Genomic DNA, 25,747 nt, shown 5'->3' on the forward strand with positions numbered 1-25,747 from the left:
AAATGAAACCATATAATTTCGCTTGGTGTATTTTAATAAGTACTTCCAAAGCATTCTCCGCGCCGTCAACATATAACTTTATAAGTTTAGCGTCTGGCATTTCACTGTATACCATAACAATTTCTTTTAATAGCAATATTTATATTTCTAATCTAAAAGTAATTATGTTTAATAGGCACTGATTGTTTATGATTTCAAAGCAAATATAGAAAAATTTTGTTAAAAAAAATAAAAATAGTTTAAATTTTAATCTTGTAGAAACTATACCTATATAAAAGTACTATTATTTGCTAAATTTCTTCTTCTACTCTACTTTAAATAGTGTAAAGAATCATTTATCTTTGTATTTCTAACTTTCAAAAGTATAATGAAGAATATACAAAAAGATCTTTCATTAGTAGATCCTAAAAAAAATATAATCATAAAAGGAGCGCAACTTCACAATTTAAAGAATATTGATGTTGTTATCCCAAGAAACAAATTTGTTGTTATAACAGGATTATCTGGTTCTGGAAAATCGAGTTTAGCTTTTGATACTTTATATGCTGAAGGACAGCGACGTTACGTTGAAAGTCTTTCTTCTTATGCAAGACAATTTCTTGGCCGTATAGATAAACCTAAAGTTGAGTATATCAAGGGGATTGCACCTGCTATTGCAATTGAACAGAAAGTGAATACCACTAATGCAAGATCCACTGTAGGAACATCCACAGAGATTTATGATTACATGAAATTGCTCTATGCTCGTGTTGGTAAGACCTACTCTCCTATCTCAAATCAACTTGTAAAAAAAGATACAGTTACAGATGTATTAGACTATATCAAAACATTTGAATTAGAAGCTAAGCTATTGTTATTAGCTCCTATTAAGCTTGAGAACGATAGGCTTTTAAGTGAGCATCTAAATATTTTATTACAACAGGGATACGCTCGTATTTTAGTTGATAATAAAATGAATAGATTAGATCAGTTTCTTCAAGATAATTCAGCAGAGAATATTGATCAAACAGCTATTGAAAAAGTCTTTTTAATTGTTGACCGTCTTGTAGTTAAAGAAGATGAAGAGTTTTTTAATCGATTAGGTGATTCTGTAGAATCTGCTTTTTTTGAAGGAAAAGGCGAATGTTTTTTACAAGATTTATCAAATCAGAAAAAACAACACTTTTCTAATCGATTTGAATTAGATGGCATCACTTTCTTAGAACCTAATATTCACTTATTTAGTTTCAATAACCCTTATGGTGCTTGTCCTTCTTGTGATGGATATGGCAATATTATTGGAATAGATGAGGAATTAGTTGTGCCGAACACTGCTTTGTCAGTTTATGAGAATGCTATATTTCCTTGGAGAGGAGAATCGATGGGCTGGTACAAAGATCAATTAGTGAACAACGCTTATAAGTTTGACTTTCCTATACACAAACCTTATTTTGAATTGAGTGAAGAACAAAAACAGTTAATTTGGAATGGGAATGAATTTTTTACTGGATTAAACGATTTCTTTACTGAATTAGAAGAAAAGAATTATAAGATTCAAAATAGAGTACTATTATCACGTTATAGAGGGAAAACAAAATGTCCTCACTGTAAAGGTAAAAGGCTTAGAAAAGAAGCTAATTACGTTAAAGTTGGGCAAAAGACCATATCAGAATTAGTAGATCTGCCTATTAAGCAATTAATACCTTTCTTTAAACAATTAGAATTAAATGCTTATGATGCTCAAGTTGCCAGTCGTTTACTATTGGAAATAAATAATAGACTTGGATTTTTGAGTAATGTAGGATTAGAATATCTAACCCTAAATAGAAACTCGGCTTCTCTATCAGGTGGAGAATCACAGAGAATTAATTTGGCCACTTCACTGGGAAGTAGTCTTGTTGGTTCAATGTACATTTTAGATGAGCCAAGTATTGGCTTGCATCCAAAGGATACAGAAAAACTTATCGACGTTTTAGAAAACTTAAAAAAACTGGGAAATACTGTAATTGTTGTTGAACACGATGAAGATATAATGAAAGCTTCAGATGAAATTATAGATATTGGCCCCGAAGCAGGTACACACGGAGGGCAACTTGTTGCTCAAGGTGATTATAATTCCCTCTTAAGTTCTGAGGATTCCTTAACTGCAAAGTACTTAAGTGGAAGGTTATCTATTCCTATACCCCTAAAAAGGAAGAAGTACAAGCATTTCATCGAAGTTGTTGGAGCAAGAGAAAATAACTTAAAGAATATTGATGTTACTTTTCCATTAGAGTGTTTGACTATAATCACAGGAGTTTCTGGCTCAGGTAAATCAACTTTAGTTAAGAAAATCTTATTCCCTGCCCTTCAGAAAAAGCTGACTGGAATGAGTGATAAACCTGGACAATTTACTGAGTTAAAAGGAGATTTTTCAAATATAAAAGCAGTTGAATATGTCGACCAAAATCCTATTGGTAGAAGTTCTCGATCTAATCCTGTTACCTATATCAAGGCCTATGACGATATACGAGATTTGTTTTCAAAACAACAATTGTCTAAATTAAGAGGTTATCAACCTAAGCATTTTTCTTTTAATGTTGACGGTGGTCGCTGTGAAACTTGTAAAGGAGAGGGAACTGTTACAGTTGAAATGCAATTTATGGCTGATGTTCACTTAGATTGTGAAACTTGTCATGGCAAGCGTTTCAAAAAAGAAATCTTAGAAGTAAACTTTGAAGGAAAAAATATAGACGATATATTAACGATGACAATTGACGATGCAGTTGCCTTCTTCGACTTGCACAAGCAAAGCAAGATTACGACTAAACTAAAGACTTTACAAGATGTGGGATTGGGCTATGTTCAACTTGGTCAATCTTCGTCAACCCTATCTGGGGGTGAAGCACAGCGAATCAAATTAGCTTCTTTCCTCTTAGCTGGTACTACACGAGAAAAAATGTTATTTGTATTTGATGAACCGACAACAGGACTTCATTTTCACGACATTAGAAAACTATTGAATTCATTCAATGCTCTAATAGATAAAGGACACTCTATCATTGTGATTGAACACAATCTGGATATGATTAAATGTGCGGATTACATTATCGATATAGGACCTGAAGGCGGTGATAATGGCGGTAATTTAGTTGCTTTTGGAACTCCCGAAGATGTTGCCAAAAATAAGGAATCTATAACAGGTAAATACCTTGCTGAAAAGCTTAAAGCATAAAGATAAAAAAGAGGGGATTTTTCAATCCCCTCTTTTTTTATAACTTATCTATAATTGCAGCTAACCTTTCAGTCAAGCGCTTTCTGCTAAAGTACTGCAAGCCCATAGCGTATACTTGTAGTTTATTCTGTTGATATAATTCGAAGTACGCTAAGATTATATCTCTAATTTTATCTTTCTCACTATAGAGTGCAATCTTACCTGTATTGGTCTGTTGTATAATTTCAAAGAAATCTGATTCTTCTGGGCCAATAGCCAATATTGGACGCTCAGAAGCCATATATTCAAAAAGTTTTCCTGGAACAATAGACTTAGTATCATCTGAATCAATCTCAACAAGTAATAAAACTTGAGATGATCTCATCTGAAGTAATGAATCTTTATGATTTATATATCCTTGATTATTTGTACATGAATCCAATTTAAACTCTTTGATCGTTTCTAAAATATCATCACTTACTCGACCAACTAATTTTAATTCAAAAGCATCTTTAAAGGCTTTATTCTCTTTTCTAAGTTCACTTAAAGCTTTCCAAAATACTCTTGGATTTCTATCTGATAGAAATGAGCCGATGTGTGCGATGGTAAACTTTTCATCCAAGGCAACCTTTGGCACATCAGTTACATCATACCCATTAGTGATGATAGAAATAGGTTTATTAGTCTTGGTTTCAAACTCCTTTCGAGTACCTTTGCTGGTTACTATGATGTGATCAGCTGTATTTAAAACCTCTATCTCCAATTGTTCATGAGCAGCCTTCGAGCGCTTTGACAGCTTTAATTCTTTGTGATATCCAATAGTAGTCCAAGGATCTCTAAAATCAGCAATCCACTTAATATTCAAATCTTTCTTTAGCCCCTTGCCAATCAAGTGCATACTATGAGGTGGCCCTGTTGTAATCACTTTAGTTATATCGGGATTATTCTTTAAATACTCTTTTAAATATTTAATTGAAGGTGTAACCCACCCTACTCTTGAATCAGGAATAAACATATTACCTCTAATCCAAAGTAGTATTTTCTCTAATTTAGTTTGATTGCGGTGATTTGAAATCATTCCAGCACTCATTGCTTTTGCTTTCTTACTACCAAATAAATCAGCAAATCGATAAGGCTCTTTTATACTATTTCTAAGGATGGTAACTTCCTCCTTAACCTCTTTACTTATTTCTGAATCAATAATAGGATAAGTCGGATTATCCGGAATATACACTATTGGTTCTATATTAAAGTCAGGCAAATATTTTACAAATTTAAGCCATCTTTGAACCCCTGGTCCCCCTGCAGGTGGCCAATAATAACTTATAATTAAAACTCTTTCCTTCATCTTTTTAATCTCTTCTTTTCTGTTGATAAGCAATTAATCCAATTGTTAATAAAATTATGACAATAAAGCTAATTAACGAAATTTTACTCCCTTTTTTAATTACTTCAGGTTCAAATGTAAATTCTATCTCATGTTTCCCTTTTGGAATTTCTAATCCTCTTAAAACATAATTTACTCCCACTAAGTTATTTACTTCTTTTCCATCTATTTTAACAACCCATCCTTTTGGATAGTATATTTCAGAGAAAACAGCAAAACCATCGTGTGAATTATTACTCTGATAAACTATTTTATTTGCTGCGTAACTCACTAAGTTAATTTGACTAAGTGAATCAACTGTATAATTATCTTTTATGGAAACTTGATCAAATGCCGTTGAATTTAAAATAGCATTGGTTTTAGATTTAAAGCCTGAAAGTGCCTTCATTTCCTCATCTGCAGTCTTTACTTTATCTATAGTAGATACAAACCAAGCATTTCCATTAACTTCTTGATTAACTAAAGGTATATCGTTATTATCTTGATCTTTCTGGATGATATACTTAACATTCAACATATTGAGTATCTCCATATTACTTTTACTAATCTGATAATCCATTAATTGCTGCATTCTCATCGGTTTTGCAGCGTGATAACCTCCAAGGGAATTGTGAAAGTACGAAGATCTTGCACTACTAAAACCACCCTGAACTTCAAAAACTCTAAAATGTGCTGGATCTGACAAAATAGCCTTATCTGCTTCTGTTGGCATAAAAGGTTCTTCCATTTGTCTTTTTGCTACAAATTTCGAGTCATTTACATATTTTCTATCTACTACTACAAGGTCAACAGTAATTAAAAAACCAATGATTATCAAAGCGTAGTTCACTGCTAACTTTCCTTTATTAACAACAAATAAAACTAAAGCAGTTACAAGTACAAAAAACAAGCTTCTAAGTAAATCACTGGTATAAATAGATTTTCGATCTTCTATTAAAGCCCTTACAAAGCTATTGCCATACTCACCGTACATTTGCTTATAAGCAGCGTCATTCAATCCTGAGAAACTCAATGTTCCCTTTATAGCAAATAGAAATAATAACACCCCTCCACTAATAGCTGTGGTATACTTAATTGCTTTTAATTGTTCTTCTTTAGTCACCTTTGAAAAACTGTATAACCCCAACATTGCCAATGCAGGAACACATAGCTCCAAGATAACTTGAATTGAGGAAACAGCCCTAAACTTGTTGTACAAAGGAATATAATTAATAAAGAAATCCGTTAGTAAAGAAAAGTTCTTTCCCCAAGATAGTAAAAGAGATACAAGAGCTCCAGCTATAAAAATATACTTGATCTTTCTCTTTTCAACGAAAAACGCCAATACAAATAAGAAAAAGACTACTGCTCCTATGTATGCTGGAGCAGCGACAATGGGTTGATCTCCCCAATAAGTTGGTGCTTGTTCTGAAAATTGTTTAGCTTCTATTGGATTAGCACCAATTGAAGTTGCAAACTTAAACATACTTGAACTCTCATCTAACTTTTCGGCATTTCCACCGCCAGTTAGACGAGGCACAATAAGATTCAAACTTTCAAACTTTCCATAACTATATTCCGTAATATAGTCATAAGACAATGAATGTGAAGTGTCTATTTTACTTCCATCTGGATTAAAAGTAAGTTCATTCTGACCCCTTGTACTAAACTTTGTATATTCTGAAGTTGCCAATAAATTGGTAGCATTGGCTCCTATACTCAATATACCAGTAACTATAAAAATACCATAGGCAATACCCAGGGATTTAAAATCTTTTGCCTTGATGTATAAAACAGTATAATAGGCTGTAACAATTAGCAATAACAACAATAAGTAATAAGTCATTTGAAAGTGATTCGCATTAATTTCTAATGCAGCTGCAAACACAGTCAATATGGATCCAACTACCCATTTCTTTCGGAATACTAACATTACTCCTGCTAACACCATTGGCATATAAGCAATAGCATGTGCCTTTGCATTGTGCCCAACTCCTAAAATAATGATTAAATATGTTGAAAAACCAAAAGCCAATGCACCTATAAATGAGCGCAGTGGCTTTAACCCCAAGGAAATCATTAAAGTATAAAAACCAATGAAATACAAGAAAAGATAATCTGCTGGACGAGGTAAACTACGCAGTGCAGAATCAATCTTTTTAATATAATTATGTGGGTATTTAGCTCCTAATTGATAAGTGGGCATTCCACCAAATGCACTATTTGTCCAATAAGGTTCTTCACCTGTTTTCTTGCGAAATTCAATCTGCTCTTTTGCCATACCCGTATATTGAACAATATCAGATTGACTAATAGTCTTACCGGATAATACTGGAGAAAAATAAGCTAATGAAATAAAAACAAAACCAATAACAATTAGCAAGTGAGGTAATATCTTCTTTATGGTGTCCATCTTTAATTAGGAGTTTAATTTTTTTATGATTCGCTAAATTAAATAAATTAAATGGAGCAATGAAGAATCACCTATAAAATTAGACACAAAAAAAGGTTCTGATAATCAGAACCTCTATTTTTTATCTATCTCTTCAAATTCAATGTATTCGCCCACAATTTTTGTTGATCGAGGCACCTTACCTCCAGTATCATCATTATTTGTTGTTTGATTAGACGAAGTTGAACTATTATTTTGTTGATAGAAATCTTGTTGTCGTTGTTGAAAATTCTCACTTGCTTTCTTTGCCGCCTTAATGACAAGCATCGGAAACAAATATCGCATAGCGAATTTAAATGCATAATAAACTAAGATTATTATACATAATGTTTTTAGAAAACCTGTAAAAGAAGCTGTATCCATAACCTTTTCATTTTTTTCAAAAATAGAAATTATAATAAGACTACTACAAAATATAGTCTTAAAATATTGATAAAACTATTTACTTTATGAGATTAATATAACTTATTCTTCTATCCATTTAGTATATCCTCCGTCAAGTTCATACACTTGTTGAAAACCTTCATTGACCAATGCTTGTTTTGCCTTTGCACTTCGCTTTCCAGATTTACAGAAAATGTAAATAGGCTCTTGTTTATCGAATTGTTTCATTTGATCAATGAAATCTTCTTTTAAGAAGTCAATGTTTTTTGCCTCTCCTATACTTCCCTCACTAAATTCTTTCGCAGTTCGCACATCTATTACATTGCTTTTATTATCTTTAGATATAACTTCAAAAGATTCTTTATTCAATAAAAATTTATCATTATTCTCCTGTGCATAACTAGCAGATAACGATAAACTTGACAGCATTACCGTTAAAAAAAGTGTTTTAATCATCATACATTTGTTAATAGTGGTTTAAAAAAATGACAAATGTCATTGTAATAGGCTTGCTATTCAATTACATTTGTTTCAAATATACTAAAAATGACTATATCTCTTATACAAAAATATAATGTTCCCGGTCCAAGATATACCAGTTATCCCACTGTTCCCTATTGGGATCAAGAGACTTTTAAAAGAAATCTATGGATAGATTCTTTTAAAAAAGCTTTTAGGGAATCAAATGCAAATGAAGGAATAAGTATCTATATACATCTTCCTTTTTGCGAAAGCCTTTGTACTTTTTGTGGTTGTCACAAAAGAATTACGAAAAGACATGAGGTTGAACAACCTTATATTCAGGCTTTGTTGAAAGAATGGGAGTTATATTGTAATGAATTTGACGAAACGCCAATTATAAAAGAGATTCACTTAGGAGGAGGTACTCCTACGTTTTTTTCTACAGAACACTTAACAATGTTAATCAATGGGATTACCTCTAAAGCCAAAATCGCGGATAACCATGAGTTTAGCTTTGAAGGACACCCTAATAACACGACAAAAGGTCACCTTCAAACCCTTTATAATTTGGGCTTTAGAAGAGTTAGTTTTGGCGTGCAAGATTACAACCCTGAAGTACAAAAAGCAATACATAGAATACAATCCTTCCACGATGTAGCAAGAGTTACTGTATGGGCCAAAGAAATAGGATATACTTCTATATCACATGATATAATTTATGGATTGCCATTCCAAAAGTTAGAGCACATCATCGACACAATCGAAAAGACAAAATCGCTATCTCCTGATCGTCTTGCCTTTTATAGCTACGCACATGTACCTTGGATAAAAGGAAGTGGTCAACGTGGATTCAAAGATTCTGACGTTCCTAAGGATGATGAAAAACGCCTTTTATATGAAAAAGGGAAAGAATTGCTGCTAAAAAACGATTATGTAGAAATAGGTATGGATCATTTTTCTCTTAAAAGTGACTCTCTCTACAAGTCTTTAAACAATGGCAATATCCACAGAAACTTTATGGGGTATACTTCTTCTAAAACGATGTTAATGGTAGGTTTAGGTGTATCATCTATTAGTGATAGTTGGTATGCATTTGCACAGAATGAAAAGGATATAGAAAAGTATTACGAACTTTTAGATCAGAATACAATTCCTGTGGTTAAAGGTCATATTCTCAATGAAGAAGATTTAATTATACGAAAACATATATTAAACTTGATGTGTTCACTTTCAACGGATCTTACAGAAGATTTAGAAAAGGTTGATTTTTCAACTACACTTAGTGAGATGAAAGAGTTTGAAAGTGATAAACTCATAGAAGTAAAAGGAAATACTATTAAAATTACAAGAAAAGGCAGAGCCTTTGTTCGAAACATCTGTATGGCCTTCGATTTGAGGTTACAGGCGAATAAGCCAGATAGACAGTTGTTTTCAATGACAATTTAGTATATTTATAATAGTATTTTAAAGTATCAGATAATGAAAATAGAAAAAATAATCACCTTTTTAGTCCTACTGGTCTTTGTTTATGGGATTTATAGCTTGGATGCTTCCAATTTATGGTCAGTTCAAATCAACTGGTTTTCGCATTTAAGCTTTATCATCTTTGCTGTATACCTTGTGTATTCTTTAAAGAAAGCGGCAAGACAACAAGATCAGGAGAACGCTAAGAAAGGGGAATAAAAATTGTCATTTGTTTATTGCTAAATGTTTATTTCAAAGCATTAGCTATTCAAAAAGAGGGAACCAATGGTTCCCTCTTTTCATTTTGTTATTTACAAATATCTTATAACCACTCCATTAAAGAAATTCCAATTCCTATATTGGTTTGATTCCAATTGTAATCAATCATAGAATCCCCGTAGCCATTGCTAATTGCCAGAAATGCCTTTAAGTGATTCTTTATCGGATATGACCAAGTAAACTCCGTATAGCCTTTATGGTGTTCATTAAACCTAAAATTAGTTCTGAAATTCAAGGTAAACACATGACCCCAATTGGCATACACAGCATTAAACTCACCTTTTCCTACATATTCTGTAATCTGAGGGTTATCATCTGCATTAGCCTTTTCTCTCAACCTTAACCATGGTCTTACAAAGAAAGTCCATCGGTCGTACTCCATCCCCAAATGCATTGTAAAGCGATTCCAACTTCGGGACTCTGGTAGACTCTGACCATTAGACTGATGATTAAACCCAAATCCTATCATTTTAAATTTCAATCTATTCCAACTTAAATTCAAAGGATAATTAAACAAGAGTTCTGGTTCATAATTCAACTCTCTAAAGGGTCTTGATAAATCGCCATTATACGCCTGCCAATTGGCAGTCTGTGTAAAAGCAACCCATAGATCACCTTTTCCGAAAAACAACCCTTGAACCACCTTAGTCTTAAAGCTAATCTGAAATTTAATCTCTAAATTATCATAATCTTTGTGTTCGGTAGAAACATTTGGCTCACTTAAACTTGCAGGCAATTCATTAGGCTTATTCACATAGCGAAAAGGCAAAATATAAACTGGCTTATAGGGACTAATCGTAAAAGTTCTTCCTCTTGTCTCTGGGGTTAATTCCCATCTTTGATCTAATCCTTGATTTTGCCTATCTTGACTAAACAGCAAATCATCAGCTTCTTGAGCATATATACTATAGCTACTTAAAGCAAACGAGATTAATAGTATTCTTTTAATCATAATTAGATCTCTTTTAAGAATTAGAATAACAGTGTTCCTTGACCATCCTCATCTACGATAGTATCAGGTAGATCCTCATCAAATGAATAATCTACTACTTCCTCTTCCTCCTCCTCTTCCTCTTCATAAGGTAGAGATTCGAGAAGATTGATAAGTTTAATCTTGTCTGCAGTCAGCTGATTACCAAGTGCTTTAATACCCTTTACGGCAATAAAATCTTCTATATTTACTTCCAAATTGTCCTTTTGAACTCCCTTCACCTTGCTAAAGACAACCTCTACCATAGGCCTAAAGTCCGTAGACACCAATTCCAATCTTGAATTAGCGTGATCTGAAATAAATGTTTCTTCTTTGTTCTCATTCTCAATTAAAAAGCGCTTAATATAGTAACGCTCTTTTTCCCCTTCAAAATAAATAGCAGAGATAGGCTTGGTCGGTTTCCATTTTTCTAAGACAATCATATCTTCTTCGAAGTGCTTACTTAGATCAGGAACGATAGTTTTTACTTTACCACTTTGTGTTATTACTAACAACCTATCTTCAGCTTTAAACTCACCTAAAAGTTCTCCTCTACCATCGACATTTAAACGGTGAACAGTTTCATCAAACCATATTTTGCGCGGGCGAAGTGTTGAAATTCCTTTCTCTTTGAGTTCTATTTTTTTAATGGCGTATTTAGTTACCACGTTTCCTTTGGCAGCTCGGCCTTTAATTAACATCTCTGCAAAATCTAAATCAAACTTGAGTTTCTTAACATTACTCAATTGTCTTAATAAGATTGTGACTACTTCTGCCTCTCCATTTGGATTTGCTGAAAAATACAATATTTGAGAACCTGGCTTGTCTTGTGTCAACGGATACACCTTATCTCGAGTAATACCCGTCACGTTAAATCTCTTTACAAAAGAAGAACCTGACTTACCATCTCTGTAAATTAAATTATAGATTGTGCGTTTGTCATTCTTATCCCATACTGCAATATGAATAATATCTTTACCGACAAACTTCTTCTCATCTACTTTAGAGACTACCATTGAGCCATCTCTTAAAAAGACGATAATATCATCAATATCTGAACAGTCACATACATATTCATCTTTGCGCAAACTCGTACCAAAGAATCCTTCTTCTCTATTTACATAAAGCTTCGTATTGCGCAGTACAACTTTTGTCGCTTCAATTGTATCAAAGCTTTTTAGCTCCGTTAAGCGCTCTTTGCCTTTTCCGTACTTTTCTTTTAATCGCGTAAAATAGTCAATAGCAAACTCAATTAAATGCGCTAAGTGGTATTTTACTTGTTCGATATCATCTTCCAAAGACTCGATGATCTGATTAGCTTTATCAATATCAAATCTCGAAATTCGCTTAATCTTTATCTCAGTCAGTCGAACAATATCATCAGTAGTCACATCGCGTTTTAGATTAGTAACGAACGGTTTTAAACCTAAGTCGATTGCGCTAATCACTCCCTCCCATGTTTCTTCTTCCTCTATTGCACGGTAAATTCTATTTTCAATAAATATGCGTTCTAAGGATAAGAAATGCCATTTTTCTTCTAATTCACTTAATTCAATCTCTAATTCGCGTTTAAGCAAATCAACGGTTTGATGTGTTGACATGACAAGCATATCACTCACACCTGTAAACAAAGGCTTATTATCTTGAATAATACACCCCAAAGGAGCAATCGATGTCTCACAAGCCGTAAAAGCATAAAGTGCATCAATCGTCTTATCTGGAGAAGTACCTGCTGGTAAATGAATAAGTATCTCTACTTCCGCAGCTGTATTATCTTCAATTTTCTTAATTTTTATTTTCCCTTTTTCATTTGCCTTTAAGACACTATCAATCAAAGAAGTTGTTGTAGTTGAAAAGGGAATTTGAGTTACGACAAGCGTATTCTTATCTAACTGTGATATTTTGGCGCGTACGCGAACTCTACCACCTCTTTGTCCATCGTTGTAGTTGGATACATCTGCAATACCAGCAGTAGGAAAGTCTGGATATATAGTAAAAGGTTTACCCTTTAAAATATTAATCGAAGCTGTGATTAACTCGATAAAGTTGTGAGGTAAAATCTTAGTTGATAATCCAACTGCAATTCCCTCTCCTCCTTGAGCCAACAACAATGGAAACTTCACCGGTAAATTAACTGGTTCATTGCGACGACCGTCATACGAAGCCTGCCAAGTTGTAATCTTTGGCGAATAAAGAACATCTAAGGCAAATTTACTCAGACGAGCTTCAATATACCTCGAAGCAGCTGCTCCATCTCCAGTTAAGATATTCCCCCAGTTTCCCTGCATATCGATCAGCAGTTCTTTCTGACCTAACTGTACGATAGCATCTCCAATACTGGCATCCCCATGAGGGTGATACTGCATCGTATGACCTACAATATTGGCAACCTTGTTATAGCGCCCGTCATCCAATTCTTTCATTGAATGCATAATACGGCGTTGAACTGGTTTAAAACCATCTTCAATTGCAGGTACAGCACGTTCTAAAATTACATAAGAAGCATAATCTAAAAACCACTCTTTATACAATCCTGTTACCTTGGTAATAGTCTCAGATTGTACTTCCTCTTGTGAAGACGTAGCATCTTCACTCGATTGGCTTTCTATATTATGATTTAATTCAGGATCAAAATTTTCTTCGTGGCTCATTTTATTTTTCTTCTACAACGTCAAGTTCTACTTTAAGATTATCGATAATAAATTCTTGTCTATCTGGCGTATTCTTACCCATATAAAACTCTAACATTTTCTCAATAGACATTGATTTATCAAGCATTACAGGATCTAATCTAATATCATCTCCGATAAAGTATTTAAACTCATCTGGTGATATCTCCCCTAACCCTTTAAATCGCGTAATCTCTGGCTTTGGTTTTAACTTCTCAATAGCGTTAATGCGTTCCTCCTCACTGTAACAATAGATTGTTTCTTTCTTATTTCTAACTCTAAAAAGAGGTGTTTGTAAGATGTATAAATGTCCATCTTTAATCAACTCTGGAAAAAACTGTAAAAAGAAAGTAATTAACAACAATCTAATGTGCATACCATCCACATCGGCATCGGTAGCAATTACGATATTATTATATCTCAAGTTCTCAAAATCGTCTTCTATATCTAAAGCAGCTTGTAGTAAATTAAACTCTTCATTCTCGTATACGATTTTCTTTGTCATTCCGTATGAGTTCAAAGGTTTACCTCTCAAACTAAACACTGCTTGCGTATTCACATCACGTGATTTGGTAATTGACCCTGATGCAGAATCTCCCTCTGTAATAAAGAGTGTACTATCTAAGTAACGCGGGTTCTTTATATCTGTCAAATGTACTCTACAGTCCCTGAGTTTTCTATTGTGAAGACTGGCTTTTTTAGCTCGTTCTTTAGCAATCTTTCTAATGCCTGAAAGTTCTTTTCTCTCTTTCTCTGCTTGGAGAATCTTTTTCAAAAGAGCCTCAGCTACATTGGGATTCTTATGTAAAAAGTTATCTAATTGTGTCTTGACAAAGTCATTGATAAACGTTCTCACTGTTGGCAAATTTGGCCCCATATCGGTTGAACCCAACTTTGTCTTAGTTTGAGATTCAAAAACAGGTTCTTCTACCTTCACGGAAATTGCACCAACAATAGACTTTCTTACATCAGAAGCTTCAAAATTCTTGTTAAAAAACTCTTTTATCGTACGAACCAAAGCTTCTCTAAAAGCAGCTAAATGCGTTCCTCCTTGTGTAGTGTTCTGACCATTGACAAACGAATAGTACTCTTCTGAATATTGCGTTCTACTATGTGTAATAGCAACTTCTATATCTTCCCCCGACAAATGGATAATTGGATAGATTTGATCTTCTTCATCTATGTTTTCTCCCAACAAATCCTTTAATCCATTTTCAGAGTAAAATTTTTCACCGTTAAAAATAATTGTCAAACCTTTATTCAGGTAACAATAGTTTTTAAGCATTTTCTCGATGTACTCTGTACGGTACTTGTAATTTTTGAAAATAGTCTCGTCTGCAATAAAAGTAACTCGGGTTCCCTTGCGTTTAGTTGTTTCTTGAATATCGTCTTCCACAACTAAATTTCCACCCGAAAACTCAGCTCCTTTTTGTTGGCCATCGCGAATAGATTCAACTCTAAAGTAGTTAGACAAGGCATTCACTGCCTTAGTACCTACCCCGTTTAATCCTACTGATTTCTTAAATGCACGAGAGTCATATTTCCCCCCTGTATTCATCTTAGATACTACTTCTACGACTTTTCCCAAGGGAATACCACGTCCGTAATCGCGAACAGTAACTGTTTTGTCTTTTAAGGTAACTTCGATAGTTTTACCAGTACCCATAACAAACTCATCAATACTGTTATCAATCACTTCTTTGATAAGGATATATATACCATCATCAGGAGAAGATCCATCTCCTAATTTTCCAATATACATACCCGGACGCATACGGATATGTTCTCTCCAATCTAATGAACGAATATTATCTTCTGTATACTGACTTTGATCTTGCATAAAAACGTAAGGAATTTGCGCTAAATTACTATTATTTAGCTTAAAATAAAAATTTATAAAAGCTTGTAATTACTGTATTTTCTGTACTATTGAGTTTTATTTTCTCTTTTCATTACATTCTTATCTATTTCAATAGAATATTCTCCTGGGACTATTTTATTCCCAAAAATTAAAGCATAATTCTTTGTAAATTCTGCTCCAAAATATAAAATCATTGCAGAGTAATATACCCAAATTAACATCACTATGATAGAGCCTGCTGCGCCATAAAGTGAAGAAGTTGCGGTGGTACTTAGATAGAAACCTATCCCAAATTTACCAATCATAAATAATACTGCAGTGAAAGCTGAACCGACAAAAGTCTCTTTCCAACCGATCTTGCCATTAGGCAAAGTCTTAAATATTAAAGCAAATAAAAATGTAATAACGATAAAGATAACGATATTATTAATAAAGTAAACAATATCCACTAATCCTTCATCAAACCACGAAGCTATATAATCGTATAGAATCCCGACAAATGAATTGACCATCAAGCTGACCAACAGTAAAAAACCTACTGAAGCAATCATTGCAAAGGACAGCAATCTATTCTTGACAAATCGAACAATACTCTTATTGGGCTTTGCTGCCAATCCCCATATATAATTAATTGAACTCTGAATCTCCGCAAAAACTCCTGATGCACTAAACAAGAGCATTCCTACGCCAATAATAGTAGGTAATGTACCAGATCGACTCACTGTCACCTTCTCCATCGCCTTACGCACTTCAATGGAAGTATTCTCACCAACCAAATCGTTTAGTTGACTATAGAAAAAATCCGCCACCTCCTTTTGCTCAAAAACAAGCCCACTGGCTGTGATGATAAGAATAATTAGTGGTGGTAAAGCAAAAATAGTATAATACGACAAAGCCGCACTGAACTTCATTGCATTATCATCTAAAAAATCAAATACTGAGCTCTTTAGTAGCTCAATCACTCGTTTAAATAGTCCTTCTTTTTTCATTATTTTTTCTCAACAAAATCACTCAAGAGCAATAAACAATACTTTGTTTTTTTAACCTTTTATGATGTAAAAATAGTTTAATTTAAATTTAAGCAACATTTTTTATTGCTAAAAATACTAACAACTATTTAATAAAAACAAAAAGCCCTCAATTAAACAATTGAGGGCTAATCAAATATTATCAGTATAGAATTATACGTTAAAGCGGAAGTGCATTACATCTCCGTCTTTTACGATATACTCTTTTCCTTCTACTCTTAACTTACCTGCTTCTTTTACTTTAGCCTCAGAACCAAAAGCGACATAATCATCATAACCAATTACTTCCGCACGGATGAATCCTTTCTCAAAATCACTGTGGATTACTCCAGCTGCTTTAGGTGCAGTATCTCCGACTTTAATAGTCCAAGCTCTAACCTCTTTTACACCAGCTGTAAAGTAAGTTTGAAGATTTAATAGTTTATAAGCCGAACGGATCAATTTAGATACTCCTGGCTCATCTAATCCTAAATCCTCTAAGAACATTTGTCTTTCTTCGAAAGTCTCCAATTCCATGATATCAGCCTCCGTACCTACTGCTAATACGATTACTTCAGCATTCTCATCTTTTACAAGCTCTTTTACTTTAGCCACGTAATCATTTCCATTCACAGCCGCTCCCTCATCTACGTTACATACGTACAACACAGGTTTAGTCGTAATTAATTGAAAATCTTCTAATAATTCTTCCTCATCTTGATTCTTAGCCTCCACTACACGTGCAGATTTACCTTCTAATAAAGTCACTCTGATACGCTCTAATAAATCAGCCTCTACTTGCGCTTCTTTATTTCCTGTCTTAGCTGCTTTCTTTACTTTCTCTAATCTCTTTTCTACAGTTTCAAGGTCTTTTAACTGTAATTCGATATCGATAGTCTCTTTATCTCTGATAGGGTTAACATTTCCATCTACGTGAATAATATTATCATTGTCAAAACAACGCAATACGTGGATAATAGCATTACACTCTCTAATATTTCCTAAGAATTGGTTTCCTAAACCTTCTCCTTTACTTGCTCCTTTTACTAATCCAGCAATATCTACGATTTCAACAGTAGCAGGTAATACACGCTCTGGTACTACTAACTCTTCTAATTTAGACAATCTTGGATCTGGTACATTCACAACCCCAATATTTGGTTCTATTGTACAAAATGGGAAGTTAGCACTCTGTGCCTTAGCATTAGATAAACAATTAAATAATGTTGATTTACCTACATTTGGCAATCCTACTATACCTGCTTTCATATTTTAAAATATATTGTGAATTTTTAATCGTTTGCAAATATATTGAAAATTATAGAAGTTCATAGTCTTAATATAAGAATAGAATAAATAAAAAAGCCACTCAATTGAGTGGCTCTTTTATATAGATTATTTGTTAATCTTCGTCGTCGGCAATTTCCAAGTCTTTCAATGCATCTAATGAGTCTTCTGAAGGATCTACATAATCTTCTTCTTCATCGTCAAAATTCTCAATTCTATCTGCTAACTTAGTACTTACTTTTACCAGGTAAATAGTATCCTCAGTTCTTACTTCAACTGCTTCTACAGTTTCGTTTTTAACGTTTTTAAAACGAATAATATCTGAATCGTCATACCCGTCAGGAAACTTTTCCACTAATAGTGTCAAGATTTCGTTCGTTAACTTTGCGTAATCAACAATTACTCTTTTCATTCTTTGTTCTTGCTTTATTTCAGTTTCAAATGTAATAGGTATATTGTAAAATACAAATAAAAAATCACATTATTTAGCTGCTAAAAATTAAAAAATTAATTACCAAGAATATAAGCGAAAATTAATGGCGCAACGATTGTAGCATCTGACTCCACAATGAATTTTGGCGTGTCGATATCCAATTTACCCCAAGTAATTTTCTCATTAGGAACTGCTCCTGAATACGATCCGTAAGATGTAGTCGAATCTGAGATTTGACAGAAGTATGACCAGAAAGGTACATCCTCCCACTCTAAATCTTGATACATCATCGGAACCACACAGATAGGGAAATCTCCAGAGATACCTCCTCCAATTTGGAAGAATCCTACTCCGTGTCCTCCTGAGTTAGCTCTATACCACTCTGTTAAATAAATCATGTACTCAATACCTGTTTTTACAGTGTGTACATTTAGTTTTCCTTTGATTACATTAGATGTAAAGATGTTACCACAAGTTGAATCTTCCCATCCTGGACATACGATTGGAATATTTTTCTCAGCCGCAGCGATAATCCAAGAGTGTTTAGGATCGATCTCATAGTATTGCTCTAATACACCAGAGTTTACTAATTGGTATAAATACTCGTGTGGGAAATAGCGTTTTCCTTCAGCTTCAGCTGCATGCCATACGTCTTCTAAGTGTTTTTGTAAACGACGGAATGCCTCTTCTTCTGGAATACATGTGTCTGTCACACGGTTATAGTGGTTATCTAATAACTCTCTCTCTTGCTCTGGAGTCAAATCTCTATAGTTTGGAACTCTTTTGTAGTGAGAGTGAGCAACCAAGTTCATCACGTCCTCTTCTAAGTTAGCTCCTGTACAAGAAATGATATGTACTTTATCTTGACGAATCATTTCTGCTAAAGAAATCCCTAACTCTGCAGTACTCATAGCACCTCCCATAGAGATTAACATTTTACCTCCTGCGTTTAAGTGTGCTTCATACCCTTTTGCTGCATCTACTAAAGCTGCTGCATTAAAGTGTCTGTAGTTATGCTCAATAAACTGACTAATTGGTCCTTTACTCATTTTATTATTACTTTTATATATTAATATTTATTTTAATTCTTATTTGTTATACCCCAGGATATTCAACACTTGCTCTGCTGTCTGTTGTTCTGAGAACAATTCTGTTGCGATAATTCCATTCTCATCTTTGTCAATTAAGATGTGTTTTGGTTGTGGAATCAAACAGTGGTGAATACCACCAAATCCTCCAATTTGATCTTGATAAGCCCCTGTATTAAAAAAACCAATATACAATGGTTTTTCTTTATTATACTTAGGCAAGTAAATAGCGTTCAAGTTTTGCTCAGAATTGTAGTAGTCATCGCTATCACAAGTCAATCCACCCAACAAAATACGCTCATAAGTATCATTCCATCTGTTGATAGGCAACATGATAAAACGCTTGTTAATCGCCCATGAATCAGGTAAAGTAGTAATGAATGAAGAATCAATCATATTCCACTTCTCTCTGTCATTTTGCTGTTTTTGATATAAGATCTCATAGATTGCTCCTCCACTTTCTCCTACTGTGTATGAACCAAACTCTGTAAAGATGTTCGGTACAGGCACTTCAGCTTCATCACACACAATCTTAATTTGATTGATAATCTCATCTACCATATATTGGTAATCAAACTCAAATGCCAAAGAATCTTTAATCGGAAAACCTCCACCGATATTCAAACTATCTAATGTAGGACATTCTTTCTTTAAAGTAATGTAAACTTTTAGACATTTCACTAATTCGTTCCAATAGTACGCCGTATCTCTAATACCCGTATTGATAAAGAAGTGAAGCATTTTAAGCTCTACATTTGGATTCTCAGCTATTTGCTTTCTGTAAAAAGGTAAGATACTCTTATATCCAATCCCTAAACGCGATGTATAGAACTCAAACTTAGGTGACTCCTCAGACGCGATACGGATACCAATCTTAAACTTCTTATTGATTTGCTCTTGTAATAGATCTAATTCTTCGTAGTTATCAATAATAGGAATAGTATTCTCGTGTTTATTATTGATTAAATTGGCAATATTATCAATATACTGCGCGCGTTTAAACCCATTACACAACACATAAGTATCTTTGTTAATCTTACCTGTTTCCAATAAGTTTTCAACAATATTAACGTCAAAAGCAGAAGAAGTCTCTACATGAATATCATTCTTAAACGCTTCGTTTAATACATAAGAGAAGTGAGAACTCTTTGTACAATAACAGTAATAGTAATTTGCTTTATACTTATTCTTCTCCATTGCTTTTCTAAAGATCGTCTTTACATTGCTAATGTTTTCAGAGATTTTAGGTAAATAAGTAAATTTCAATGGAGTACCGTATTTTTCAACGAGTCCTAATAAATCAATATTGTGAAACTGAAGGTTATCTTTGTTTAATTTGAATTCTTCTTGTGGAAAGTAAAAAGTTTGGTTGATTAAGTCAACATATTTTGTGTTCATGTCTTTTCTTTTAATAAAGGTTAAAAAAATTCTTTCTCAATTAACTCCGATCACGCAGCAATTATAATCATTAAAATATAAAGATAATAATTACTAATTACTTTGAGCGAAATCTGGCTTCTAACTTAATCGATTTTCAAACTCTAATATTAGCAAATACTATCGGCAACTTATCTCTAAATCTAAACGAATTAAGTGCCTCCTTAGAATACTTGATAATGCCAAATACATAATTGGCCTTTTGCCTTTTGACAAAACGCCTTACTTTGTGCCTTGCAGACACACAGAATCTAATATATAAAACATCTATTTTCACGAGCGCAAATGTAACAAAATATTGCAATGAAAAAGCAAAAAGTGATTGTTTTTGAATCTTAATTCAAATATAAATTTAACCCACTAATTATCAACTCTTTACTTACCTCAATATCATAGACAGACTCCCCTATTTTATTTAATAAGACACAGCGTATATTTCCACTGTAGTTCTTTTTATCAAACTTCAACCATTCCAGCGAATTTAGGATGTCGTCTTCTGACAAATCAACCACCCCATAGATGCTTTGAATCGCGTGTTTAATATTCAAGTAGTCTTGTTCAGATAATTGGGCTAACTCTTTTGAAATAAAAGCCTCTACAACCATTCCTAAAGCTACAGCTTCGCCGTGTAGTAGCGTCTGTTTACTTTCATTAGTCAAAAAATAACTCTCCACTGCATGACCTACCGTATGTCCAAAATTCAATATCTTTCTCAACCCTTGTTCTTTAGGATCTTGTGTCACAACCGTATTTTTGATTACGACTGAATGATGAATAAGTGCCTGTAAATCACCAAAATCAACATTTGCTATATCCTTCAAATAATTGTAATAATTAGCATCAAATATCAAGCCGTGTTTTAGCATTTCAGCATATCCAGCTTTAATCTGCCTCGCCTCTAAAGTCTCTAAGTAATTTACATCGATAATTAGCATTTTAGGCATAGCGAAAACACCTATACAGTTTTTAATACCATTTAGATCTACTCCTGTTTTTCCTCCTACAGAGGCATCAACCATAGCAAGCAGCGTTGTAGGTATATTGATAAAATCAATCCCCCTCATAAAAACAGATGCAATAAATCCACCCATATCTGTAATTACACCTCCTCCTACAGTGATTAAAATACTCTTGCGATCTCCTCCTAACTCCAACATAGTCTGTATCACACCTGCACAAGTATCCAATACCTTGTTTTCCTCTCCTGGCTCAACTTCGATGATTTCAAATGGCACTTCGGTTGGCAAATTACTTAAGAAATAAGGCAAACAATGTTCGTAACAATTTGAATCTGTCAAGATAAAAAGCTTGCTATAACCATTGTTATTTAGATATGTCCCCAATTGTCCATATGCTTCTTGTCCAAATAAGATGTCGTAATGTTCTGTTTTTATGTTTTCCATGCTACTGTTTTTATTCAACACAAAATAAAGTATAAATATTTGAAATATGCCCGCTTAAAATCTTTTTTAACGATTTACCACAAATCAAATTTCAAAACATCTTTTATTGTTAAAAAAAATTGGCTTTTAAAGAGATTGGACCAAATATATCTTTAGATAAATTAGAAAAGAATTCCCTTTCGTAAATCTAATGCAATCAGAGGTCCCTAAACATTAATTCATCTAACGTCTCGATTTTTACACTTTCTCTTTTCAAACAAAACAAAGCTTAAACCAACTTCGAGAAATACACCTTTTTCAAAGTAATTTGTAAATAAGGCAATCTCCCTGATACAAACAACTATTAAACCTGTTTACTTGACGATAACCAATCGCTATTTACAGATACTTAAAAAGCTATTCTTCCAAGTTTGTTCGGGCTTTAGTCGGGGTTAGTTGCGATAATTGGCGCTAAACCCAGTAAAAACCGTACTTGATCCGAGCAATATCCGAACAAATGACATTGATTATACGCTGCAAAAAATAGCTATCCTTTTATTTATAAGGCTTTAAAGGGAAATTCGCTCAATAAACAACCTGTTTAATTGTGCTGTTTTGTGTTTATTTATTCCTTTTTTGTAATCATTGCGGATTTGGTAAATATAGATTAAAAACACCAGTTCAAAAAGGACTTTATAAGAGGAAATTTCTATTCTAACTAATAATAGCAAACAACTAAGTACTCTCAACGACAACTGCTCTTATCTTGATCAAGAATGTCAAAGTCATCCCTAACCAAAACACGATAGAAAAACTAAAGTATTTAAACTCAAATAGTTTAAACAATCAGTGAGTAGCACATAAATGACAAGACTAAAATTAGCCTGAAGTAAATACATGATTAGTAATATAAATACTGAAAACTATTAAAATATTACTAAAAGAGTATTTATATTTGCCTAACGAATTTACTTTTTATAATGGAAAATTTATTTAACAATACAGAAGTTGCTTTTGCACTTAAAAATAATAAAGAATTAAAAAGAGCGCACTTTCTTTTTAATATGATCAGCAAACCCACTTTAGTAAAAATGGGATCTGCTCTGGCAAATTTTGCTATTAAAACACACCTACCAGTAACAGGATTAATTCGTTCAACTGTTTTCGACCACTTCTGTGGAGGAATCAGTGAAGATGATTGTTTATCAGTAGTTGACAGAATGTATTCTCAAGGAAAAGTGGCTTCCGTTTTAGATTACTCTGTGGAAGGAAAAGAAACAGAAGAACAATTTGACGTGGCTTTAAACATGACTTTAAAGACAATTCAATTTGCACAAGAAAGGCCAGATTCAATTCCATTTGCCGTATTCAAACCAACTGGTTTTGGTCGTTTTGATATGTTTGTAAAAAAAGGTGAAAAGAAAGAGTTTACAGCAGAAGAAGCAAAAGAATGGGAACGCATTGTTTACCGTTTTAACGTGGCATGTCAATATGCAGCTGAGCGCAAAGTTTTACTTTTAATCGATGCAGAACACAGCTGGATGCAGGATGCTGCGGATGAGATTGTTTTAGACATGATGCGCAAGTACAATACTGAGAAAGCATATATATATAATACAGCACAGTTATACCGTTGGGATCGTTTGCAATATCTTAAAGACTTGCACCAAATCGCAAAAGCAGAAGGTTTCCACATTGGGATGAAAGTTGTAAGAGGGGCTTATATGGAGATTGAAAGAGAGCGTGCTGCACAAAAAGGATACAAATCACCTATTTGCGTTGACAAAGCTGCTACAGATATCAACTATGATGCTGCTGTGACTTTTATGCTTGAAAATATGGATTGCATGGCTTTATTCGCTGGAACACACAACGAAAAAAGCTCTTACTTAATGATGCAATTAATGGAGCAACATAATATAGCACACAGTGATAAGAGAATGTATTTTGGACAATTATACGGAATGAGCGACAATATTAGCTTCAACTTAGCAAAAGCTAACTACAATGTTGCTAAATATTTGCCATTTGGACCTGTTCGAGATGTAATACCTTACTTAATCAGAAGAGCAGAAGAAAACACTTCTGTAGCTGGTCAAACTAACAGAGAGTTAGACCTTATTAAAACTGAAATGAAGAGAAGAAACCTGTAAGCAAATATAACAGGTCTATATATAAAACGGGGAACTTTGAGAAGTTCCCCGTTTTTATTTTTTATCCTACTGCTCTTTTAGTTCATTGGAATTAAACCCAACTTCTCTAAACAATACAGTATTCCCTATTTCATCTTATCGACATTGTGAGAATAACTTACACTTGCCAATCAATCTCTTTTAAACCTTTCGCACTCAAATAAGCGTTGGTTTTAGAAAATGGCTTACTGCCATAGAATCCTCGGTAAACTGATAATGGTGAAGGGTGAGCAGTCTCGATCACTAAATGTTTATTTCGATCAATTGCCTTCCCCTTTTTCTGAGCATAACTCCCCCATAAAATAAAAACAACGTGTTCGCGCTGCTCAGCAATAAGCTTTATGATCGCATCTGTAAAGATCTCCCAGCCTTTCTTTTGATGAGAACCTGCTTTTTTTTGCTCCACGGTCAAAGTAGCATTAAGCAACAAGACTCCTTGTTTTGCCCAAGGGGTTAAATCTCCATTTTGTTTGTTATTAATACCTAAATCATCTTGTAACTCTTTGTAAATATTCACCAGACTTGGAGGAATTTTCACCCCTTTATTCACAGCAAAAGACAACCCATTGGCTTGAAACAGCCCATGATAAGGATCTTGCCCCAAGATAACAACCTTTACGTCTTCAAAGCTCGTCAAGTTCAAAGCATTATAGATCAACTCTTGTGGTGGAAAGATAGTTTTTTCTTTATACTCTTGTTCCACAAATTTTGTCAAAACTGAAAAATAGGGTTGATTAAACTCGCTCTGTAGTTTATCTTGCCAATCACTACTCAAATTACTAATCATGATTCAAAATATTAGGTGGACAAAAATAAAAAGATTAGTACACACTGTACTAATCTTTCTAAATAATAAACGTTTTTTAATAAAGTTAATCCCCAATATTTTTAAAGTTAGGTAAAAACGAACCTCTGACGCAGAATATCTCTCTGATATCTTCAGGACTTACTTCTAAGTTTTCGAAGTTTGTATTATCACTAATGAAAAGTAATTTGTTATCCTCAATCTGACGTTTAAAACGATAGATCATTATTCCCCTTCCCTCCAGTGTAAATAAATACAAATGCCAAGGGTGAATATCTCTAAGCTCAATTCGCTTAGTGATTACGTATGAACTTACTTTTATTGTAGGATACATATTCTCTGTAGCTACTTGAAAAGCGGTATCTACTTCTTCCGTTGTTGGAAAAATAAAACTTGGAGCAGAAGCCAACGTTTTTTCAGGATCTAAGAAATACTCAAAATGATGATCTGCTGAAATCATCTTGACTTTTCTCTTTTGGTAATTGCTGTTGTAAATAGTCGATGAATCTGTAAAGAATAATTCATTCAAATCTATCTTGTGCTCTTTACACAAAGCGATAATACTATCGTATTGTAAACTATCTCTCTTTTTCCAAGAAGATATAGTGTTGGGTTTAACATTTAAAATGTTCGATAATTCTAGATCTGTCTTGATGCCTAGCATCTTTTTCAATCTCTTAATTACTGCAGTAGCATTTTGCATTTCTAACAATTTTTAATTTTTCTTTCTTTTTCTATTTCAATTTTTTATAAGACATAATGACTTTTTTAGTCACTATTTTGCCTTATCACATTACAAAGATAGTTCGCATTTATTCAATTGCAATTACAATAATCAAAGCCTTTTATGTTAATTAATACTATTACAACATAAAAAACTACCAAAATACAGTTAATTACAAAATAAATAACCTTTTTTATTCTTATATATACATATTATGATCTATAAAACAGACAATATGTGAAATTTATATTTTGCATCAAAATAACCTAATTTAACATTTAATTAATAAAGATTAACCAATAAGGATAAACTC

General features: G+C 33.4%; 18 protein-coding genes and 1 pseudogene. 4 read left to right on the forward strand and 15 right to left on the reverse strand.

The features are described from left to right. Nucleotides 1-367 precede the first annotated feature (367 nt). A complete protein-coding gene (uvrA, locus tag GOQ24_RS09795) occupies nt 368-3,193 on the forward strand; it encodes an excinuclease ABC subunit UvrA (RefSeq protein ID WP_160339590.1) in 2,826 nt (941 codons plus the stop codon). A gap of 37 nt (nt 3,194-3,230) precedes the next feature. Here uvrA and GOQ24_RS09800 read toward each other — a convergent pair whose 3' ends face one another. The 4 genes from GOQ24_RS09800 to GOQ24_RS09815 form a co-directional block, all read right to left on the reverse strand. Beyond that, nucleotides 3,231-4,529, reverse strand: coding sequence for a glycosyltransferase family 4 protein (locus GOQ24_RS09800; protein ID WP_160339599.1), 1,299 nt, complete (start codon nt 4,527-4,529; stop codon nt 3,231-3,233). After that, nucleotides 4,525-6,951, reverse strand: a complete 2,427-nt coding sequence (locus GOQ24_RS09805) for a YfhO family protein (protein ID WP_160339591.1) — start codon at nt 6,949-6,951, stop codon at nt 4,525-4,527. Before GOQ24_RS09805 ends, GOQ24_RS09800 begins: the two co-directional genes overlap by 5 nt. A 114-nt stretch (nt 6,952-7,065) precedes the next feature. Beyond that, nucleotides 7,066-7,353: a DUF4834 family protein gene (locus GOQ24_RS09810; RefSeq protein WP_155091495.1), complete on the reverse strand. Its 288-nt coding sequence runs from the start codon at nt 7,351-7,353 to the stop codon at nt 7,066-7,068. Between the two features lie 102 nt (nt 7,354-7,455). Next, nucleotides 7,456-7,833, reverse strand: coding sequence for a rhodanese-like domain-containing protein (locus GOQ24_RS09815; protein WP_160339592.1), 378 nt, complete (start codon nt 7,831-7,833; stop codon nt 7,456-7,458). Between the two features lie 87 nt (nt 7,834-7,920). On the opposite strand from GOQ24_RS09815, the gene hemN reads away from it, so the two are divergent. Beyond that, nucleotides 7,921-9,282, forward strand: coding sequence for an oxygen-independent coproporphyrinogen III oxidase (gene hemN, locus GOQ24_RS09820; protein WP_160339593.1), 1,362 nt, complete (start codon nt 7,921-7,923; stop codon nt 9,280-9,282). Nucleotides 9,283-9,315: 33 nt separating this feature from the next. Then, nucleotides 9,316-9,519 carry a hypothetical protein gene (locus GOQ24_RS09825; protein ID WP_155091498.1) on the forward strand — a complete coding sequence of 68 codons (204 nt, stop codon included), beginning with the start codon at nt 9,316-9,318 and terminating at the stop codon, nt 9,517-9,519. 103 nt (nt 9,520-9,622) lie between these two features. On the opposite strand, the gene GOQ24_RS09830 is transcribed toward GOQ24_RS09825, so the two are convergent. The 9 genes and pseudogenes from GOQ24_RS09830 to aroB form a co-directional block, all read right to left on the reverse strand. Then, nucleotides 9,623-10,531 carry a phospholipase A gene (locus tag GOQ24_RS09830; protein ID WP_155091499.1) on the reverse strand — a complete coding sequence of 303 codons (909 nt, stop codon included), beginning with the start codon at nt 10,529-10,531 and terminating at the stop codon, nt 9,623-9,625. 20 nt (nt 10,532-10,551) lie between these two features. Continuing rightward, nucleotides 10,552-13,200, reverse strand: a complete 2,649-nt coding sequence (locus tag GOQ24_RS09835) for a DNA gyrase/topoisomerase IV subunit A (RefSeq protein WP_160339594.1) — start codon at nt 13,198-13,200, stop codon at nt 10,552-10,554. A gap of 1 nt (nt 13,201) precedes the next feature. Then, nucleotides 13,202-15,058, reverse strand: coding sequence for a DNA topoisomerase IV subunit B (locus GOQ24_RS09840; protein ID WP_160339595.1), 1,857 nt, complete (start codon nt 15,056-15,058; stop codon nt 13,202-13,204). Between the two features lie 86 nt (nt 15,059-15,144). Further along, complete coding sequence (locus GOQ24_RS09845; protein WP_160339596.1) at nt 15,145-16,068, reverse strand: YihY/virulence factor BrkB family protein; 924 nt, start codon at nt 16,066-16,068, stop codon at nt 15,145-15,147. Nucleotides 16,069-16,260: 192 nt separating this feature from the next. Then, the gene (gene ychF / locus GOQ24_RS09850; protein ID WP_155091503.1) at nt 16,261-17,355 is read right to left on the reverse strand and encodes a redox-regulated ATPase YchF; all 1,095 of its coding nucleotides are present in this window, start codon (nt 17,353-17,355) and stop codon (nt 16,261-16,263) included. Nucleotides 17,356-17,491: 136 nt separating this feature from the next. After that, nucleotides 17,492-17,785, reverse strand: a pseudogene (locus GOQ24_RS09855) (hypothetical protein); the annotation flags it as partial. A 95-nt stretch (nt 17,786-17,880) separates the two neighbouring features. Continuing rightward, a complete protein-coding gene (locus GOQ24_RS09860) occupies nt 17,881-18,855 on the reverse strand; it encodes a deoxyhypusine synthase family protein (RefSeq protein ID WP_155091505.1) in 975 nt (324 codons plus the stop codon). Nucleotides 18,856-18,894: 39 nt separating this feature from the next. Continuing rightward, nucleotides 18,895-20,292, reverse strand: a complete 1,398-nt coding sequence (locus tag GOQ24_RS09865; protein ID WP_155091506.1) for an arginine decarboxylase — start codon at nt 20,290-20,292, stop codon at nt 18,895-18,897. Nucleotides 20,293-20,666: 374 nt separating this feature from the next. Continuing rightward, nucleotides 20,667-21,734 carry a 3-dehydroquinate synthase gene (aroB, locus tag GOQ24_RS09870; RefSeq protein ID WP_160339597.1) on the reverse strand — a complete coding sequence of 356 codons (1,068 nt, stop codon included), beginning with the start codon at nt 21,732-21,734 and terminating at the stop codon, nt 20,667-20,669. A gap of 959 nt (nt 21,735-22,693) precedes the next feature. On the opposite strand from aroB, the gene GOQ24_RS09875 reads away from it, so the two are divergent. After that, entirely contained in the window at nt 22,694-23,866 is a 1,173-nt protein-coding gene (locus tag GOQ24_RS09875) for a proline dehydrogenase family protein (protein ID WP_155091508.1), read from the forward strand. A 157-nt stretch (nt 23,867-24,023) separates the two neighbouring features. Here the strand turns inward: GOQ24_RS09875 and ung are convergent, their stop codons facing one another. Both ung and GOQ24_RS09885 read right to left on the reverse strand, forming a co-directional pair. Next, nucleotides 24,024-24,692 carry a uracil-DNA glycosylase gene (ung, locus tag GOQ24_RS09880; protein WP_160339598.1) on the reverse strand — a complete coding sequence of 223 codons (669 nt, stop codon included), beginning with the start codon at nt 24,690-24,692 and terminating at the stop codon, nt 24,024-24,026. 85 nt (nt 24,693-24,777) lie between these two features. Next, nucleotides 24,778-25,413 (reverse strand): helix-turn-helix domain-containing protein, encoded by a 636-nt coding sequence (locus GOQ24_RS09885; protein ID WP_155091510.1) that lies wholly within the window; start codon nt 25,411-25,413, stop codon nt 24,778-24,780. Between the last annotated feature and the right edge of the window lie 334 nt (nt 25,414-25,747).

This window comes from Myroides sp. LoEW2-1 (assembly GCF_009767705.1).
Lineage (GTDB): Bacteria > Bacteroidota > Bacteroidia > Flavobacteriales > Flavobacteriaceae > Flavobacterium > Flavobacterium album_A.

Coding starts and splice junctions, on each gene's coding strand:
- GOQ24_RS09865 (WP_155091506.1), bottom strand. CDS start 20,292: ATGAACACAAAATATGTTGACTTAATCAACCAAACTTTTTACTTTCCA.
- GOQ24_RS09845 (WP_160339596.1), bottom strand. CDS start 16,068: ATGAAAAAAGAAGGACTATTTAAACGAGTGATTGAGCTACTAAAGAGC.
- GOQ24_RS09860 (WP_155091505.1), bottom strand. CDS start 18,855: ATGAGTAAAGGACCAATTAGTCAGTTTATTGAGCATAACTACAGACAC.
- GOQ24_RS09885 (WP_155091510.1), bottom strand. CDS start 25,413: ATGCAAAATGCTACTGCAGTAATTAAGAGATTGAAAAAGATGCTAGGC.
- GOQ24_RS09830 (WP_155091499.1), bottom strand. CDS start 10,531: ATGATTAAAAGAATACTATTAATCTCGTTTGCTTTAAGTAGCTATAGT.
- GOQ24_RS09810 (WP_155091495.1), bottom strand. CDS start 7,353: ATGGATACAGCTTCTTTTACAGGTTTTCTAAAAACATTATGTATAATA.
- GOQ24_RS09840 (WP_160339595.1), bottom strand. CDS start 15,058: ATGCAAGATCAAAGTCAGTATACAGAAGATAATATTCGTTCATTAGAT.
- ychF (WP_155091503.1), bottom strand. CDS start 17,355: ATGAAAGCAGGTATAGTAGGATTGCCAAATGTAGGTAAATCAACATTA.
- GOQ24_RS09835 (WP_160339594.1), bottom strand. CDS start 13,200: ATGAGCCACGAAGAAAATTTTGATCCTGAATTAAATCATAATATAGAA.
- GOQ24_RS09825 (WP_155091498.1), top strand. CDS start 9,316: ATGAAAATAGAAAAAATAATCACCTTTTTAGTCCTACTGGTCTTTGTT.
- uvrA (WP_160339590.1), top strand. CDS start 368: ATGAAGAATATACAAAAAGATCTTTCATTAGTAGATCCTAAAAAAAAT.
- aroB (WP_160339597.1), bottom strand. CDS start 21,734: ATGGAAAACATAAAAACAGAACATTACGACATCTTATTTGGACAAGAA.
- hemN (WP_160339593.1), top strand. CDS start 7,921: ATGACTATATCTCTTATACAAAAATATAATGTTCCCGGTCCAAGATAT.
- GOQ24_RS09875 (WP_155091508.1), top strand. CDS start 22,694: ATGGAAAATTTATTTAACAATACAGAAGTTGCTTTTGCACTTAAAAAT.
- GOQ24_RS09815 (WP_160339592.1), bottom strand. CDS start 7,833: ATGATGATTAAAACACTTTTTTTAACGGTAATGCTGTCAAGTTTATCG.
- ung (WP_160339598.1), bottom strand. CDS start 24,692: ATGATTAGTAATTTGAGTAGTGATTGGCAAGATAAACTACAGAGCGAG.
- GOQ24_RS09805 (WP_160339591.1), bottom strand. CDS start 6,951: ATGGACACCATAAAGAAGATATTACCTCACTTGCTAATTGTTATTGGT.